The following is a 17,263-nucleotide window of genomic DNA, read 5'->3' on the forward strand; positions in this document are numbered from 1 at the left end:
TGAAGATATGGGATTTAATGCAGTATGGGTAAGGGTATGGGCATCGCTGAAAGATATACCGCTGCTGATGATGCGGCTGGTATTGGCGTATGGCTTTTTAATCCCCGCATTAAGAAAATGGAAGGATATCAATGCAATCGGTGACTGGTTTGCGCAATTGCATATCATCTTACCATATACGAATGCCTATGTAGTGGCTATTTGTGAATCGTTAGGCGTGGTGCTGCTGTCGCTGGGTTTATTTGTCCGGTATATCACCATTCCGTTGATGATAAGTATGATCGTAGCGATTGCCACCGTACACTGGCAGAACGGCTTTGAAGCCGGCAATAATGGGTTTGAAATACCCTTATATTATTTCATCATGTTATTTACTTTGCTGGCTTATGGCGCCGGCAGATTATCCTTCGATCATCTTATCTTCAATGAAAGAAAAAAGAACAGGAAAATGAAAGGGAGCTGGCGTTAACAGTAGTGCAAATGCATATCATCTCCCGAAAAAATAAATAAAATTAACATGGTACCTGCGTTTCCTTCGCATTAATATGTGAACTTAGTAACAGAGAATCTTCATCCAATATAAAACCATTGTATTATGACCACCGCAGCTATTGCAGCAAGATTAATTGAACTTTGCAGTAAGGGAGATTTTGAAGCAGCACAGAAAGAATTATACGCCGAAAACGCGGTCAGCATTGAACCTTATGCTACACCGGCTTTCGAAAAGGAAACCCATGGCCTGAAAGGTATTTATGCCAAAGGCGAAAAATTTGAAAGTATGGTGGAGAAATACCACGATATTTCTTTCTCACAGCCGCTGGTTGCCGGCAAATCCTTTACTGTTGTGCTGAATATGGACCTGACCATGAAAGGGCAGGACAGAATGCAGATGTCGGAGATTTGTGTGTATGTGACAAAGGACGGGAAGATTATCAGCGAGCAGTTTTTTATGTAGATGTTCTTTTTTACTGTTGATAGACAGCAGTATAGTGTAAATTAATACCTGTCAAACTTACTACTAGAATTTTCTAACCATACAGTAACCGTTTTAGTATCATTATATTAACGGTTACTATATGGTAGGCTTTCAAGAAGTAGATTTCCATCTATATGGAATTTATAGTGAATGGCAGTCAGTACTTCAGTATTAGGTGCCTTGTAGCCATGTCGTAATTGGCTTAAAAAACCTTTTGAAATATTTAATTCTTCTGCTAGTGCAGCTTGAGTTAATTTGTTGCTTTCAAGTAGGTAGGTAATAATTGCCGGGAAATCGGGCTTTGATGGCATGGGATAATGTACAGTCTCCCAGGCCTCAATCGCTTCAGATAATACCCCTAACCTTTTTTCTTCTTTTTGGTTTAATTTTGAAAAGCCTTTTTGATAAAGCCCTTCAATTTCCGCCATTGCAGAGAAATATTCCTGTTTTGTTGAGATTTTCATGATACTTGATTTGTCCTTGTTAAAGGTTTAGCAAGGTTCCATTTTTATTATATTCATCATATTCTTTATGTGTTAAAACAGCCCGAATATAAACCAGTTGGGTGTTAAAATGAATTGCAGCCAATAATCGGCACTTGTTTCCTCCAATATTGAAAATAAATAGTGCATCTCCACCTACATAGTCGACAGAGCCTGATACAACTTTTTTTAGTTCATTCAAATTTCGGCAAGTTACATTTCTGATTTTTTGGCACCAATCACCTAGCGCCTGGGCTGATGTTGGATGTTTATTTGCATAAGCCAAAATTGGAGGCATTGAAATAATTCTCATTTCTCTGTACTTGTTTAACTGTTACAATTGCTTTCATGGTTAAATAGATTAGATATAAATGATTATTATGATTTCTTACAACTTGGGATTACTCAATGGAAAGCTTCAGCTACAAATGTAAATGTATTTTTTCAAATGAAAACAAAGTTTTTATTTGAAAACTTTGTTTTCATTTGATTTATCTTGCTTTGATTCATTCTTTTGCCGGAAATCACCAATAATTTCCTATTTTTCGCAAAAGTTGCCTTTATACCTTGGTATGCGCTATATAACATTGCTGACTGTGCTGACTTTATGTTGGTTCCCCTCGTTTTCGCAGCAGTCCGTTGATGCTGCACTGAAACAACTCAACCAAACAATTGCAGATGCACCACATTATGATTCGCTGAAAGAATCCAATATCAGAAGAATAAAAGCCGGATTGCTGGCATCACCCAGTGTAGCTGAGCGGTTTGGTATTTATTTACAGTTGTACGAAGAGTTTAAGGCTTTTCGTTATGACTCTGCACATACCTATGCGCTAAAATTGCAGGAGGTAGCCATGCAGCTGAATAACAAAACGCTGATACAGCAGGCTAAGCTGAAGCTATGTTTCTCCCTGATTTCAGCGGGCTTCTTCAAGGATGCGGCAGATTCGCTGAATAATATCCGGATGGATTTTCTGCCTGATAGCCTGCGCTCAGAGTTCTACCTGCTGAAAGGGCGCTTTCATTATGATATGGCGGATTTTGGCAGCGATAACAACCTGAAGACAGCCAACGTAGATGAAGGCAACCGTGCCATGGATAGCGCCCTGGCACTGATGCAGCCGGGCTCCTTTGACTACGAATATTACAACGGGCTGAAAAATATCCGGTTGCGAAACAACGAAGCGGCATTAGCTATATATAATAAACTGCTGGCCCGGAAAGGGTTAAGTTATCATGAGATTGCCCTGGCTGCATCTACGGTGAGTGATATCTATATACAGCGGCAGCAGTATGAAGCAGCTATATTACAACTCATTGCGGCAACAGATGCCGATATTAAATCAAGCACCAGGGAAACTTCAGCCGCTTTTAACCTGGCGACCTTGCTATACCAGCAGGGAAATGTAAAGGATGCTTCTACCTGTATCCAGCTTGCCACCTCCGATGCAGCCGCCTATGGCGCCCGGCAACGGAAAGTAAAAATCACGGATATCCTGCCGTTGATTGAAAGTGAGAAACTGAGTATGGTTAAAAAGCAGGAACGTACCTGGATTACCTACGCGACTGTTGTCACGTTTTTGTTAATAGGCGTGATTTTGCTGATCCTCACGGTGCAGCGGCAGGTGAAGAAACTGAAACTCGCCCAGCTGACCATCACCCGGGCCCATGCTAAAGAACAGGAAATCAACCAGCGTCTGAAAGAAGCCAATAGCATTAAAGAAGAATATATCGGTTACTTCTTTAATGCCAACAGCGAATTCTTTGATAAGATTGAGATCTTCAAACGTAACCTGGAACAGAAAATCCGTGACCGAAAATTTGAGGATATCAAAGCCCTCTCCAATAATATAAACCTCCGGGCAGAAAAGAATTACCTGCTGCAGGATTTCGACCGCATCTTCCTGAAACTCTATCCGAATTTTATCGCGGAATTTAATCAGTTGTTTTTAAGAGAGCACCAGATCGAATTAAAAGAAGGAGAGTTGATGAATACCGACTTACGCATATTCGCACTGATACGTTTAGGGATACACGACCCGGAAAAGATTGCGCATATCCTGCAATATTCTGTTAATACCATTAATACCTACAAGACAAAAATCAAGAATAAATCTGTGGTGCCTAACGAGGAATTTGAGCGAAAAATCATGTCTATACAGGCAGTATAAAGCCTGATTTCTTTCCAGAATTATTATATTTTACTATTATTAATATGTTTTTATTATTTTGATTATCATTTAGTTAGATGGTAATATTTGTTTGATTTCCCCATATTTCCTTATACTTCCCGCATATATTTTGAGAAACCTTTCTCAAGGGTCTTTCTTTGCTTCCGTCCATGGTACTGTCGGTAGATGTGGAATAAACAGCTACCATCATTTTTATCAATCAAATTCCATTATTCACTAAAAAGAGATTCCCTTACCGGCTATTGCCGACCTATTTCGAATTCCAAAAAATTCCCAGTTATGATTAAAAACAGATTGCTTGCAACCGCAATGCTCAGCTTCCTGCTATTTTTTCTGGTAAACGTAACCATTGCACAAAACAGGGTGGTGAGCGGTAAGATTACCGGAGAAAACGGTCAGCCCCTACCTGGTGCTACTGTTGCTGTACAAGGAGGCAAAACCGGTACACAGTCGGATGCCAACGGTAATTTCTCCATCACGGTACCAGGTGCCGGCAGCGTATTATTGGTGACATTTGTAGGGTATGAAACACAGCGTATACCCGTAAAAGATAAACAGACTTTCCAGGTGGCCCTGCAAACAGACAAGGGTAATTTAAGTGAAGTGGTGGTAGTGGGGTATGGTACCCAGAAACGTAAAGACCTTACCGGCGCCATTTCTTCCGTGAGTGGCACCCAGATTAAAAATATGCCTGTAACCAATGCTACAGAAGCGTTACAGGGTCGTGCGGCAGGTGTGGAAGTTATCAAGAATTCAGGTGCGCCTGATGCAACACCTACCATCATTGTAAGAGGTCTGTCATCCCTGCATCAGCCGGCGCCTTTGTACATTGTTGATGGCGTGCGTGTTCCCGGAGATAACATCAACGTCCAGGACATTGCTACCATCGATATCCTCAAAGACGCCAGTGCTGCTGCTATCTATGGCTCTGCCGCCGCCGGCGGTGTAATTGTTATCACCACCAAACGCGGTAACAGCCAGCAGCCTGCCATCAACTTCAGCGCACGCTATGGATCTACCAAACCTAAGCTGGTGAAGATGCTGGATAAAAACGACTATATCAAAATGGAGAATGTACTGTTCCCGGGCCGTTATAAATCAGCACAGCACACCGATACCCTGGCCAATACCGACTGGATGGATGTGTTGTACCGCAATGGTACTGAACAGAACTATAACCTCTCTGTTGCCGGCTCCTCTCCGGTGGTGAACTACCTCTTTTCCGGGTTCTACAACAAACAGGATGGTATCCTGATCAGGAACTATTCCAACATCGGTGGGGCACGTGTGAATACAGAATATAAGCTTGGAAAGTATATTAAAATAGGTGAACAATTAGCGCTTTCCCAGCGTAAAACGCAGCCGAACGGCCCGGTGGAATCCATGCTGAAAAACGCTGTTTTCCGCTCTATTCCTACTATGCCGTTATATAATAAAGATGGTAAAATTGGTACAGCCCCTCCGGGATATAATTTTGACTTTGGTGCGCCCAACCCATTAGGTGTTATCAATTCTGCCGATATCACCGATATTAAAAATAACCTGCAGGGAAATGTATTTGCAGACATCAAACTGCCGTTGCACCTGAGTTTCAGGGCTAATCTCGGTTATTCCTACTTCGATCAGGCGCAGGATTATTTCCAGGATAACAGCAATTTCGGACCGGGTACACCTACTGCCAACTCGCTCACTAAAACAAGCATCCGCAGTTCTCAGCTGCTGAGTAACTATGTGCTGACCTATGATCAGGCTTTTGGTAAACATAACCTCAACGCCATTGCAGGTTTTGAGCAGATTACTTCTAAATTCAGCAACCTGATAGCTTCGGAAAGTGCGGTCGGTTTACCAGGCTATGCATTTGTTCAGACGACCAACTCCGCACTCGCCATGAGTGGTAAGAACGATCCGCAGGGATTGGTGAAATCGATGTTCGGACGTATCAGCTACAACTACGCCAATAAATATTATATCACGGGTTCTATCAGACAGGATGCCAACTACACCGTATTTGGCCCTGGAATGCAGAAAGGCGTATTTGGTGCAGGATCTGCCGGCTGGACGATCAGCGATGAAAATTTCTTCAGGCCGCTGACCAGCGCCGTAAATATGCTGAAACTGCGTGGCAGCTATGGTACATTGGGTAACAGCAATATTCCGCCGTATTCCTATCTCGCCACCTATAGCCAGTTTACAGGTAGTAGCGGTATTGCCAACGGAGCACAGAACTTTTCACCGAATGGTACCTTGCTGGTGGCCAACTCCATCAATTCCGTTTCAAACCCTAACCTGCACTGGGAAACGGTTTATGAAAGCAATGTGGGTATAGATGGAGAAGCGCTGAATGGCAGGTTATATTTCTCTGTAGAATATTATAACCGCAATACAAAAGATATGCTATATGCGTTGCCGTTAGCCGCCAGCTCCGGCTATGCGGCGCCTTATTTTGTAAATATCGGTAAGGTTAACAGCAAGGGCTGGGATATCTTACTGGGCTACAGAGATCATGCCGGTAAATTTACCTATGATGTAAGCACCACACTGAGCTTCAATAAGAACCGCGTTGTTGACCTGGATGGTATCAATAATGATGCATTGTACGATGGCCGTAACTATTATAATAACCTCGATCAGAGCGGTTATAACCTGATGGGTACTGCACCGCTGACAGTAACCAAAGCAGGGCTGCCATTTGGTTCCTTCTGGGGCTACAAGGTAATCGGCATATTCCAGACCGACAAAGAAGCATCCGTTCAGACCGTGAATTACAAAGTTTCTCATGCCGGCGACCTGCATTATGAAGACCTCGACAAGAACGGTGAAATAAATGCTGCCGACCGTCAGGTGATTGGTAATCCGAATCCTAAACTGGTGTATGGTGCTAACATCCGCCTGGGTTACAAAGGATTTGATGTGGCGATGTTGTTCAACGGTGTAGCCGGTGTGGATATCTTCAACGGTGTGAAAGCCTATTCCTATTCTCCGTTTGGGGATGGTAATGCTACCTCCAAAGTATTCACGACCTCTTTCTTTGGTGACAATAAAGTAACCAATGCCCCACGTGTATTGGGTTACGATGGATCACTGGACCCAAATAACAACTATAATTCTCCGAGCAGCTATTTCGTTGAAAGCGGCAGCTATCTCAAACTGAAAAACCTGCAGATCGGGTATACGTTCAATAATACCTTTTTAAGAAAAGTAAGCATTCAATCTGCCCGCTTATTTGTAATGGCTAACAACCTGTTTACCATCACCAAATATTCCGGTATAGATCCTGAAATCGGCAGTGCATATTCTGTTCAGTCTACCGCAGGTTTCGTAGGAACCAGTGTAGGTGTAACCACCAGGGGCGTAGATGCAGTGCCACAGTATCCACAGGCAAAAATTTATTCTGTTGGACTGGATGTTAATTTCTAATGCTTAAAACTTAAAGACATGTACAAGAAAATATCTGCTGTAATACTAATATCAATGGCGCTGGCTACGGGTTGTAAGAAAGATCCGGGTGTACAATATCCGAAAGACCAGTACCTCGCCAATAACTATCCGTCCAACATGGAAGCCCTGAACAGTACGCTGACGCCGGCTTATTCCAATCTCCGTGATCAGTACCTGTTCGGATTTACCCTGCTGCCTAAAATGCTGGCCAACTGTACGCACCATGCGGATGCAAACTATACGGACGGTGACTGGAAAGGGTTTATCAATACCACTACCCTGACCTCCGGCAACGGTTTTATTTCCATGAACTTCCTCGCTTTAGGCGCCGGTGTTAAAAACGCCAACGTAGCATTGGAAGCAGCTGATTTTTATGAGAAGAACTATGCGAAGAAAGGCGATCAGCCGAACATAGATTATATACGCGGGCAAGCTTATTTTCTCCGTGCCTATTATTATTTCTGGATGGAAAATCTTTATGGAGAGGACTACCTGGTAAATCCTGGTGCCGGTGATACGCTTGGTGTACCGCTGTTTACAAAGTCGGCCAAGCTGTTAGCTGAAACGCAGCGTCCACGTGCGGGTATTCAGTCTGTCTGGAACCAGGTTATCAGCGATTTGCAGACATCTGCTACCTTGCTGAAAGGTAAAGTATGGGGTGCTGATGAAGTGGGGCGTGTGAATGAATGGGCTGCCAAATCCTTGCTGGGTAAGGTATATGTATTCAGAAAAAGTTATGATAAAGCATTGCCGGTATTACAGGATGTTATCAATAACAGTGGTAAAAGCCTGATGCCATATACGAAATATCGCGATGCATTTATTGGTATTACTGCCAATGAATTCAATGAAGAATCAATTTTTGAACTGAACGTAGATCAGGATTCCAAAGGTGGTTACGGTGTGTTCTCCGGTGCGGCGAATGCTACTACCATCAATGGTTTGATCTGGCCTCCGTATGCGCTGGGAGATGATGGAACAGAGGGAAGTTCCATCGCTATGGGCTATGGTGGAAACGATGGTTTGCACGACAGAAATGTGGAGCGTTTCGGTTATTCCCTGGGTAGCTTTACGTTGGTAGATAATCCGAAATTTAACAGCAGTCAGCCGGCCAGCTACACCAATCCTGCGAAAGTAATGGACCCGGTATATAAAGCGAAGGCAATGGCAGCAAGAACTAATCAGACAGTAGATCCGCGTTTATATGTCAACTGTTTTCAGCCATGGCTGGATTCTGTAAAATTAGATGGCCAGAACTGGCGTCCTGTATCACGTCCGAATTATATTTTCGGAGATGCTGATATCGCTACCAAGCTGGGCTGGAATTTCAGAAAATATGCACCCGTATTTAATTCAATTTTAAATGTAGGCCCTGCAGATGGTGCAAACATCTACCTGCTCCGTCTGGCAGATGTATACTTACTGTATGCAGAAGCCAGCATTAAATCCGGCGACAATGCTACTGGCCTGGAATACCTGAATAAGGTAAGGCGCAGGGCTTATAATCTGCCGGTGAATACTCCTTCCGCCATTGATTATAAAACGATTACAGATGCTACACCTGCGGCAGCTTCCGGTGATCCTGTACTTGGTCATAATCCTTTGTATTATGAACGCTGGGCAGAGTTATTCAATGAAGGCCATTGGTGGTTCGACATTTGCCGCTGGCACCTGGGCGCAACAGAAGCCGCCTATTTTAAAACTACCAGAACGGTTGCCGGCCAGCTGACATGGGACGACAAGGCATATGCATGGCCTTTACCTATTACTGAACTGAACGCCAACCCTGCCCTGCAAGGGAAGAATAATCCCGGCTACTAGGGTATTTCCCGCAAAGTAAATACAGACTTATTTTTTCCCGTTGAGATAACTGAGACCGAAGGCATCGGTTATCTCAACGGTAGTATCGCCACCAGCGGTGGCGATACTACCAAATAATTCTTTGCAGGGAAACAGATTCCTTCATCAATAATTTTTACAGACGATATGCTAATGAGAAGACTTACACTCGGCTTAGCTGTTTTGCTGGTATGGTTTACAGCGGATGCACAGACAGTTGAGACGGAGAATGTTAAATTAACCTTTGCGCTGGACAAAGCCGGCCAGCCTGTTTATGCCGTCTCATATAAGGGAAAGCCGGTGGTATTGCCATCGCAGATGGGGTTTGTACTAAATGATGATAGTACCTTTTACCGCAACTTTCGTTTGTTGGGTAGCGATGTGAAAGAAACAGATGAAACCTGGCAGCCGGTATGGGGAGAAGAGAAAGATATCCGCAACCATTACCGCCAGCTGCAGGTAAGATTACAGGAAAATGAAAAGCCTTACCGTCAGCTGAATATTGAATTTCGTGTATTCGCAGACGGTGTAGGGTTCCGTTATGAGTTTCCTAAACAGGACGGGCTGCAATACTTCGTGGTAGCGGATGAACGTACTGCATTCAACATGGCCGGCGATCATAAAACTTTCTGGATTCCCGGTGATTATGATACTAACGAGTATCCATATACGACTTCTAAAATATCTGAGATAGACAACAGGAAGATGGTGGAATCATCTACCGCCATTGCTGTACGTGTAGCGCCCGATGCTACTGCCGTGCAAACACCACTGATGATGAAATCTGCCGACGGGTTGTATATCAATATCCATGAAGCGGCGCTGGTGAACTATCCTGCGATGCAGCTGCATACCAACAGAGAAGCCTGTGCTTTCAGTGCCAGTCTGGTCCCGGATGCAGCAGGTAACAAGGCTTATCTGCATGCGCCATTTAAGACACCGTGGCGTACCATCATTGTGAGTGATAAGGCAGCGGATATTTTATCTTCCCGAATGATCGTTAATCTGAATGAACCATCAAAGCTGGACAATACGTCCTGGATTAAGCCAATGAAATTTGTGGGGGTATGGTGGGAGATGCAGACAGGCAAGAGCACCTGGAGTTATTCCGACTATGCCGACAGTACCGATGCGGCAGGGCATCTCGTGCCCAGTGGCCGCCACGGCGCCACTACGGCCAACGTTAAAAAATACATCGACTTCGCTGCTGCCAATAACATCGATGGCGTGCTCGTAGAAGGCTGGAATACTGGCTGGGAAGATTGGTTCGGCAACTGGAAAGAAGAAGTATTCGATTTTGTAACACCTTATCCGGACTTTGATCTGCCCGGCATTAGCGCCTATGCCAGGTCCAAAGGCGTTGCCATGATCATGCACAATGAAACATCCGGTTCCGCTACCAATTACGAACGCCGCATGGAGCAGGCCTTTGACCTGATGAACCGATACGGCTACAAAAGTGTAAAAACAGGTTATGTGGGCAGGATCATTCCCCGTGGCGAACACCACGATGGGCAATGGATGGTCAATCATTATGAGCGGGTGGCACAGATGGCGGCGAAACACCAGGTGACATTGGATAGTCATGAACCGATGCGCCCTACAGGCCTGCATCGTACCTGGCCCAACTGGATGGCGTCAGAATCGGCCAGGGGTAATGAATACAATGCATTCAGTACGGGTAATGAGCCGGAACATGAAACAATTTTACCATTTACACGACTGATGGGCGGCCCGATGGACTATACCCCAGGTATCTTCAAAATCCGGTATTTCGGACCTGATTCGAGTAAGCAGGTACATACTACACTGGCCAAACAGCTGGCGCTCTATGTGACCATGTACAGCCCAGTACAAATGGCGGCCGACTATCCCGAAAACTATGAAGCGCATATGGACGCCTTTCAGTTTATCAGGGATGTACCGCTGACCTGGGACGAATCAAGGGTGATAGAAGCCGAACCGGGCGATTATGTCACCATAGCGCGCCGCAGTGCCGGCAGCTGGTTTATCGGCTCCATTACCGATGAAAATGCCCATACTGTGGATATCCCACTGAACTTCCTGGAAAAAGGAAAGCGATATAACGTTACTGTATATGGTGATGCAAAGGATGCCGATTGGAAGACCAATCCGGAAGCCTATAAGATCGATCATATATCAGCAGATACAAAAACTGTTTTACACCTCCGCCTGGCAAAAGGAGGCGGGGCTGCTGTAAGTGTGGTGCCGGTTAAGTGATGATAAATGGATGATAGAGCCAAAGCGGTTGTACCTCTATGGTACAGCCGTTTTGTTTTTAGTATGCAACCTGATATCAATTGCAGCAACCCACTGCAATATACCGGCAGTATTTCGTTTATACCCTGGCGTTACCAGACTTCCATATCTTTTCACCCACCAGGCAGAAAGGCCAGGCAAGCAATACACCGGCGGCATAGCAAACGATATCGCTCCATAGAAAGCCATAACCTAATATAAGACCGAAAGGGAAGGTGTTACGGAGCTGTACCAGCCAGGGAGCCTGGCAGCACTGCTGTATTTCTATCAGCACACAATAGATAAAGCCGGCCAGGAGAATCTTCCAGAGGGCAGGCTTCAGCCAGAGGAAGCGTAACCCGAATACAGCGAAGGTCGCGTAGAGGATATCTCCCCCATACTCACTGATAAATTTCGGGAACAGGTCGGGCGTATGCCTGGTAGCGAGGCCGGCCCACATGGTAACAGCCAGCAAAAGAACGTAGTATAGGCGTATGCGTAAGTTGTTGTTCATCAGGGTACAAAAATAATATTAAGTAGCTGACGTAGTAATGTCGTAGTGTTAAAGTTTCGACTTGTATAGTTGAAGAATATTTTTGTCATGACGCTTATATTCTAATTCCTCACCTGTAAAATTCCCCTTATGAAGACACGTCTATCCACGTTGTTACTTTTGTTAATCTGTTTTTTATCTGTCAGGGCACAAACGCCATTCCGGGTAGTTGGTTATATGCCAAGCTGGTCTGGTAGTGTAAGCAGTGTGCAGTACAGTAAGCTGACGCACATCAATTATGCCTTTTTGTTACCCACTGCAACAGGAGGCTTGCAGGCAATCGACAACCCCAGCAAACTGCAGAGTCTTGTCAGTACCGCACATGCCAATAATGTGAAGGTGCTGATATCTGTTGGTGGCTGGAATAATGGCGATGACAGCGGCTTCGAGAGCCTGGCTGCCAACAGCAGCTACCGTACCACCTTTGTCAACAACATGGTCAATTTTGTTAACCAGTATGGACTGGATGGAGTGGATATTGACTGGGAGTACCCGGATGCGGGTGCTTCTGCCAACAACTACATCTCCCTTATGACGCAACTCAGCACCACCATGCATAATAATGGTAAACTGCTGACAGGTGCTGTGGTGGGCACAGGAGGCGCCAGTATCCTCAGCAGTGCCTTTGCGCTGGTAGACTTCTACAATCTGATGGCCTATGACTACAACAACTTTGATCACTCTACCTACACGTATGCCACACAGTCGGTGTCGTACTGGCTTGGTCGTGGGTTGCCGGCATCCAAACTGACGCTGGGTGTGCCTTTCTATGGCCGTCCTACCTGGGAATCGTTTGCGCAGCTGGTAGCCAGAGGAGCAGATCCCTATGCCGATGTATTTGGTAATGTAGGATATAATGGCATCAATACGATCAAGCAGAAAACCAATCTGGCCTTTGATCAGGGCAGCGGTATCATGATCTGGGAGCTTTCGCAGGATGTTACCGGCGCCAATTCACTGGTATCAGCGATTAATGACGTGGTAGTAGCGCGTAGTACGCCATCATCAGCGCCTATCGGCAAGGTGATTACGCTAAAAGGCAATAACGGGCTGTATGTAAGTGGAGAGAATGGCACCACCGCCATGACCTGCACCCGCGCTACGCCAGGTACCTGGGAACAGTTTTCCGTATTGGATGCCGGCGGCGGCAAGATCGCATTGCGTTCTATGGCCAAGTATGTTTCTTCCGAAAACGGCACACAGGCTATTAACTGCAACCGTGCTACCGCGCAGGCCTGGGAGCAGTTTACCTGGATTACCAACAGTAATGGCACCATTTCATTGCTGTGTAACAATGGCGGCTATATCAGTTCTGAAAATGGCGCTGCAGCCATGACCGCCAACAGGACAGCTAAAGGTACCTGGGAGTCATTTAACTATACCGTAGTGGGCAATGTAGTGGGATCTACGACAGCAGTTACCAGTGCCGCCGTTACCGCTAACCCTGCGCTGCAAATCGCTACCATGGCGCCAGATGCAGAGAAAGCTACTGTAAATCATACGCTGAATGTTTATCCTAACCCGGTAGTGGCAGGCGGTAATATTTATGTTAAGGTTCCTGACTATAGCGGCAAAAGCGCTATCAAAGCAGTACTGCTAAGTGCAGGCAGACAAGCGATTCAGCAGCAGCAGGAAACCACTGCCAGCTTTACGGTGAAGGTGGGTAATGTGGCGGCAGGCACCTATTTCCTGGAAATATTCAGCGACGGTAAGCAGTATACGCAGAAGATCGTTGTTCAGTAATTTCTTTCCTCAGCCATAGTGTAGAAGCAGTCTCGATTCAGAGGCTGCTTTTTTTATCAGCTTCTCAATATCTTCTCCATCTTCTTACCTTTTGCCAGCTCATCTACGAGTTTATCCAGGTAACGGACTTTTTGTGTGAGCGGGTTTTCAATATCTTCTACGCGGTAGCCACAGATAACGCCGGTGATCAAACCCGCATTGGGGTTGAGTTTTGCCTTTTGAAAGAAGGTCTCAAACGTAGCTTTTTCCGCTATCAGCTCCAGTAATTTTGCATCACTGAAACCTGTCAGCCAGTGGATAACCTGATGCAGTTCCTCTTTGGTCCTGCCTTTCCGTTCTACCTTTGCCAGATAGGAAGGATATACGGAGGCAAATGTCATAGCGGCGATGCGCTGATCGTGGGAGTTTGAATTGTCCATACAATTAGGTTTTGTGGATGGTTACTACGGTACAGGTCGAAATATTATGATTTCCTTAGCAATATTAACAAAAAGGATGGTTATCTTCATACCATGAAACGCGCAATCATATTCATCGCAGTTTTAATGTCCGGCATGGCCGTAAAGGCGCAGCTCCCTGTATATCCGGGCGCAGCGTACAATACGCCGTCCATCCTGGGCAATACTGCCCCGGTAGCCGATTCTAATATCAACTACCATCCTAAGAAATGGTTTGTGACCAAATATACCGGCATTTCCACCGGCATTATGGCATTTAAGGGTGGGTCGGTGAGTTATTTGTCTGCCCCGCTGGCGATGCAGCTCAACAGGAGGATTACGGATAATGTATACGCTTTCGGCGGACTATCGGTAACGCCCTATATGATGCATATGAATGGCGCCATGTTCCAGCCGGTAATGAATAAAGCCATTGGGTATGGGCCTATGCAGGGCCAGATGAACAATACCGGTATTAATCCCGCCGCTAATGTTGGCCTGATGTATATCAGTAAGGATAAGACCTTCTCTATTTCCGGCAGTGTAAGCGTTAGCAGAAGTAATTATTATGGTTATGGCTATGCGCCTTATGGGGCGGGGCCATTCAGTACCTTTTAAAGCATAGAACTGATTATATTAAAATGCCCTCCTCCGCCTTCGGCAGAGTAGGGCATTTTGTTTGTTTTAATGAGCGGCGGGTGGGCGCTTCGCTTATGTTTTTAGATGGTCATGAGGTGGATTTCTCCTTCCGGTCCTGAAATCTCAAAGGGGATAGCTTCCAGTCCCGGTACATAATTGAATATGCGTTTGTATTCCATTATATCGAATCTGGGGGGTGATTTTGCAGTTATTATTACTTTTCCTCCGGGCTTTGTTACCTGGCAGGAATAGTCATTTATCATTTTCATTTTTTCATTGGAAGATGATATCAGCGGGAGTACAAATTTTGTAGGCAGATGATTTTTAGTACACTGATATTTTATCTGTAGGCCATGATCTGAAAATATATAGGTGATGTCCGCTGCTATTTCAACGCCATCAGGCAGTTGCTGGTTCTTATCTTTTAATACGGATTTCGTATATACGACAACGTTATTACCTTCTTTTTCACAATGCATAGTGGCATTCAGGTCCTGTATATTCGTATAGGTAACACCGTTATATGTTACCTCCAGTCGCGGAGTTAGCGGCATGGCGTGGTACTTGTCGGGTTGCATGTTATCTGCTTCCCACAGCTGGTATTCGTTCATGCTGGCACATAGCAGCACCCCCATTTTTTTATGCCATAGCATAGTGAGTGCTCCGCCGGAAGCATGGCCGGCTTTAAAATCCTTGTAATTTCTATCGTATACGGTAACAGTTGCCCTTAGGCTGTCGGTGGCTACCAGCGTGGTTTGTATGTCTTCTATGAATGTGATCGGTTCGGCGGATTCTCTTGGCAGCAGGATTTTTTCCGGCTTTTTAGCAGGCACGGTATATTTTTTTTCGAGAATGGTGGCCAGTGCTTTAGCATGTGTAAACGTATGGTGCAGGCATGGTGTGAGTCCGTGATCATATTCATGCGGGCCGCCGTAGAGGATGCCGTTATGTGTGTTTTGCTGCATCAGGCGTGTGTTCTGCAGCGCAGCCTTATAGAACGCCGGATCTTTATGTGCCAGCAAGGCATAGGCGGGCTGGCAGCCATCAGAGGTTCTGCTGCCCCAGTAGGTCCATTTATAATTGCGGGTACCCCAGCTGTTGTCCCATCCACCATCCGGCAGCATGAACTGCAGGTGCGATTTCATGGAAGTGCAAACTACCTCGAGGAGTTCCTCGTTTTTGGTATGCATGGCATACTGCACCAGCGCCGGCAGAGATTCTTCCACGTTGTAGCCCAGGTCTACACTGTAGCAGCCTTTGGGGCTGGGTGTATTGATAGGGCCACCTTCGCCGCTGAGCAGGTGATTGTTTTTAGTAAAATATTTCAGTGCATCATCAGCGAGGGCTTTGGCTTTCTGGCTGTAACGCGGCACGGATAGGAGTTCGTCCAGTAATGTCAACGCGTAGGTGGCAGATACCGGGTAGTTGATATTACCATATGTTACGGAGAAGTTATTGCAGATATAATCCCCGCTTTTATGGAGTCTGTCGCGGATTTGTTGTTTGAAACCGGTATCGAGCAGCTGATCGTAATGCAGTAATGTTTCTGCCAGTGCGATGGTGGTGAATACGGTTGTTCCTTTCCAGGAGCCGGGTTTTGGTTCGTTGAACCAGGAGCCGTCGTCCTGGGAAACGGTGCGTTCCATCCATTGGTACAGTAACACGGACGCATCTACGTAGGCGTGGTTGCCGGTATGCGCGGCGAGGTACATGAATGGGAATATCGTGTCGGCGCTGCGGCCATGGACCTGATTTTCAGCGGGGTAGATGAGCGTGCCGTAATGTGGACTGCTGCTATCTTTCACCTGCATGGATAACAGGGTTTTTCCCCAGAGCGCTAATAAATCGCTGCTGACATCGTGTAGTGGGTCATCTGCCGAAGGCGAAGACGAAGGAAAAGCCATACCGGGGCCTGCGTACAAACTCCCGATGATACCCGTGGCGCCTATGGCTGTATTGCTGATAAATCTTCTTCTTGATAACATATCTTACGCGGAATAGTGGGGTAAGATATTGTATCTGCCTAAGAAAAGAGAAATATTCTGATGAATTGCCTTCTGTAAATTTTACTGCTACAGGAAACGATATTTTTATATATTACCGGCATTATTCAGAAAAGTACATAAAGACACACGTTATGCACGCATTGCCAGACATCTTCCCTGTATTAATAACCAGTAGGTTAGCACTACAAGCTATTTCCATGGATATGCTGGAAGAGATCTATTATATTTTCAGTGATCCGCAGGTGGTGAAGTTTTATAATCTACGGCCGTTGGCGGGCAGGGGAAAGGCGATGGAGCTGATACAATATTTCCAGAAACGTTTTAAGGAGAAAGAGGGCATACGCTGGGCGATTACGATTAAAGATACGCAGCACGTTATAGGTACGATCGGTATCAATAAATTCGATAAAAACAATCATCGGTGTACGATAGGCTATGACCTTGCCAGTAACTGGTGGAAGCGCGGGTATATGTCGGAGGCGCTGCATGGTTTCCTGGAATATGTTTTCAAGACGCTGGATGTCAACAGGGTAGAGGCGGAAGTGATGAAAGATAATGCAGATTCCTGTTTATTGCTGGAGAAGCATGGCTTTGTGCGGGAGGGTTTGCTGAGGGACCATATGTACTGGCAGGAGCAGTATCATGATATGTATATGTATGCTATCCTGAAGAAGGATTTTCAATAATGGGCTGACGGGC

Annotated in this window: 14 protein-coding genes; 9 read left to right on the forward strand and 5 right to left on the reverse strand. The window is 45.5% G+C overall.

The features are described from left to right. Positions 1 to 7 precede the first annotated feature (7 nt). Together F3J22_RS09960 and F3J22_RS09965 are read left to right on the forward strand one after the other, a co-directional pair. Positions 8 to 469: a DoxX family protein gene (locus tag F3J22_RS09960; RefSeq protein WP_167016652.1), complete on the forward strand. Its 462-nt coding sequence runs from the start codon at positions 8 to 10 to the stop codon at positions 467 to 469. A 126-nt stretch (positions 470 to 595) separates the two neighbouring features. Then, positions 596 to 955, forward strand: coding sequence for a SnoaL-like domain-containing protein (locus F3J22_RS09965; protein ID WP_167016654.1), 360 nt, complete (start codon positions 596 to 598; stop codon positions 953 to 955). A 107-nt stretch (positions 956 to 1,062) separates the two neighbouring features. Here F3J22_RS09965 and F3J22_RS09970 read toward each other — a convergent pair whose 3' ends face one another. Together F3J22_RS09970 and F3J22_RS09975 are read right to left on the reverse strand one after the other, a co-directional pair. Continuing rightward, complete coding sequence (locus F3J22_RS09970) at positions 1,063 to 1,440, reverse strand: helix-turn-helix domain-containing protein (RefSeq protein ID WP_167016656.1); 378 nt, start codon at positions 1,438 to 1,440, stop codon at positions 1,063 to 1,065. A 19-nt stretch (positions 1,441 to 1,459) separates the two neighbouring features. Beyond that, positions 1,460 to 1,771 (reverse strand): type II toxin-antitoxin system HigB family toxin, encoded by a 312-nt coding sequence (locus F3J22_RS09975; protein ID WP_167016658.1) that lies wholly within the window; start codon positions 1,769 to 1,771, stop codon positions 1,460 to 1,462. A 259-nt stretch (positions 1,772 to 2,030) separates the two neighbouring features. Between F3J22_RS09975 and F3J22_RS09980 the strand changes: the two genes are divergently transcribed. The 4 genes from F3J22_RS09980 to F3J22_RS09995 all read left to right on the forward strand — a co-directional run bounded on the left by F3J22_RS09980 (position 2,031) and on the right by F3J22_RS09995 (position 11,168). After that, positions 2,031 to 3,629: a DUF6377 domain-containing protein gene (locus F3J22_RS09980; protein ID WP_167016660.1), complete on the forward strand. Its 1,599-nt coding sequence runs from the start codon at positions 2,031 to 2,033 to the stop codon at positions 3,627 to 3,629. Positions 3,630 to 3,929: 300 nt separating this feature from the next. Then, positions 3,930 to 7,067 carry a TonB-dependent receptor gene (locus F3J22_RS09985; protein WP_167016662.1) on the forward strand — a complete coding sequence of 1,046 codons (3,138 nt, stop codon included), beginning with the start codon at positions 3,930 to 3,932 and terminating at the stop codon, positions 7,065 to 7,067. A gap of 18 nt (positions 7,068 to 7,085) precedes the next feature. Continuing rightward, a complete protein-coding gene (locus F3J22_RS09990) occupies positions 7,086 to 8,909 on the forward strand; it encodes a RagB/SusD family nutrient uptake outer membrane protein (protein WP_167016663.1) in 1,824 nt (607 codons plus the stop codon). Positions 8,910 to 9,080: 171 nt separating this feature from the next. Continuing rightward, on the forward strand, positions 9,081 to 11,168 hold the full coding sequence (locus tag F3J22_RS09995) for a glycoside hydrolase family 97 protein (protein ID WP_167016664.1): 2,088 nt from the start codon (positions 9,081 to 9,083) through the stop codon (positions 11,166 to 11,168). 118 nt (positions 11,169 to 11,286) lie between these two features. Here the strand turns inward: F3J22_RS09995 and F3J22_RS10000 are convergent, their stop codons facing one another. After that, positions 11,287 to 11,700 (reverse strand): DUF2809 domain-containing protein, encoded by a 414-nt coding sequence (locus tag F3J22_RS10000; protein ID WP_167016665.1) that lies wholly within the window; start codon positions 11,698 to 11,700, stop codon positions 11,287 to 11,289. Positions 11,701 to 11,829: 129 nt separating this feature from the next. Here F3J22_RS10000 and F3J22_RS10005 point away from each other — a divergent pair, with 129 nt between their 5' ends. Further along, positions 11,830 to 13,482, forward strand: a complete 1,653-nt coding sequence (locus tag F3J22_RS10005) for a glycosyl hydrolase family 18 protein (RefSeq protein ID WP_167016666.1) — start codon at positions 11,830 to 11,832, stop codon at positions 13,480 to 13,482. 56 nt (positions 13,483 to 13,538) lie between these two features. Here the strand turns inward: F3J22_RS10005 and F3J22_RS10010 are convergent, their stop codons facing one another. Further along, positions 13,539 to 13,901, reverse strand: a complete 363-nt coding sequence (locus tag F3J22_RS10010) for a DUF2200 domain-containing protein (RefSeq protein ID WP_167016668.1) — start codon at positions 13,899 to 13,901, stop codon at positions 13,539 to 13,541. Positions 13,902 to 13,994: 93 nt separating this feature from the next. Between F3J22_RS10010 and F3J22_RS10015 the strand changes: the two genes are divergently transcribed. Continuing rightward, positions 13,995 to 14,537 carry a hypothetical protein gene (locus F3J22_RS10015; protein ID WP_167016670.1) on the forward strand — a complete coding sequence of 181 codons (543 nt, stop codon included), beginning with the start codon at positions 13,995 to 13,997 and terminating at the stop codon, positions 14,535 to 14,537. Between the two features lie 101 nt (positions 14,538 to 14,638). On the opposite strand, the gene F3J22_RS10020 is transcribed toward F3J22_RS10015, so the two are convergent. Continuing rightward, positions 14,639 to 16,543: a hypothetical protein gene (locus tag F3J22_RS10020; RefSeq protein ID WP_167016672.1), complete on the reverse strand. Its 1,905-nt coding sequence runs from the start codon at positions 16,541 to 16,543 to the stop codon at positions 14,639 to 14,641. A gap of 152 nt (positions 16,544 to 16,695) precedes the next feature. Here F3J22_RS10020 and F3J22_RS10025 point away from each other — a divergent pair, with 152 nt between their 5' ends. Then, positions 16,696 to 17,250 (forward strand): GNAT family N-acetyltransferase, encoded by a 555-nt coding sequence (locus F3J22_RS10025; protein ID WP_167016673.1) that lies wholly within the window; start codon positions 16,696 to 16,698, stop codon positions 17,248 to 17,250. Positions 17,251 to 17,263: the final 13 nt, after the last annotated feature.

This window comes from Chitinophaga sp. Cy-1792 (assembly GCF_011752935.1).
Taxonomy (GTDB): Bacteria; Bacteroidota; Bacteroidia; order Chitinophagales; family Chitinophagaceae; genus Chitinophaga.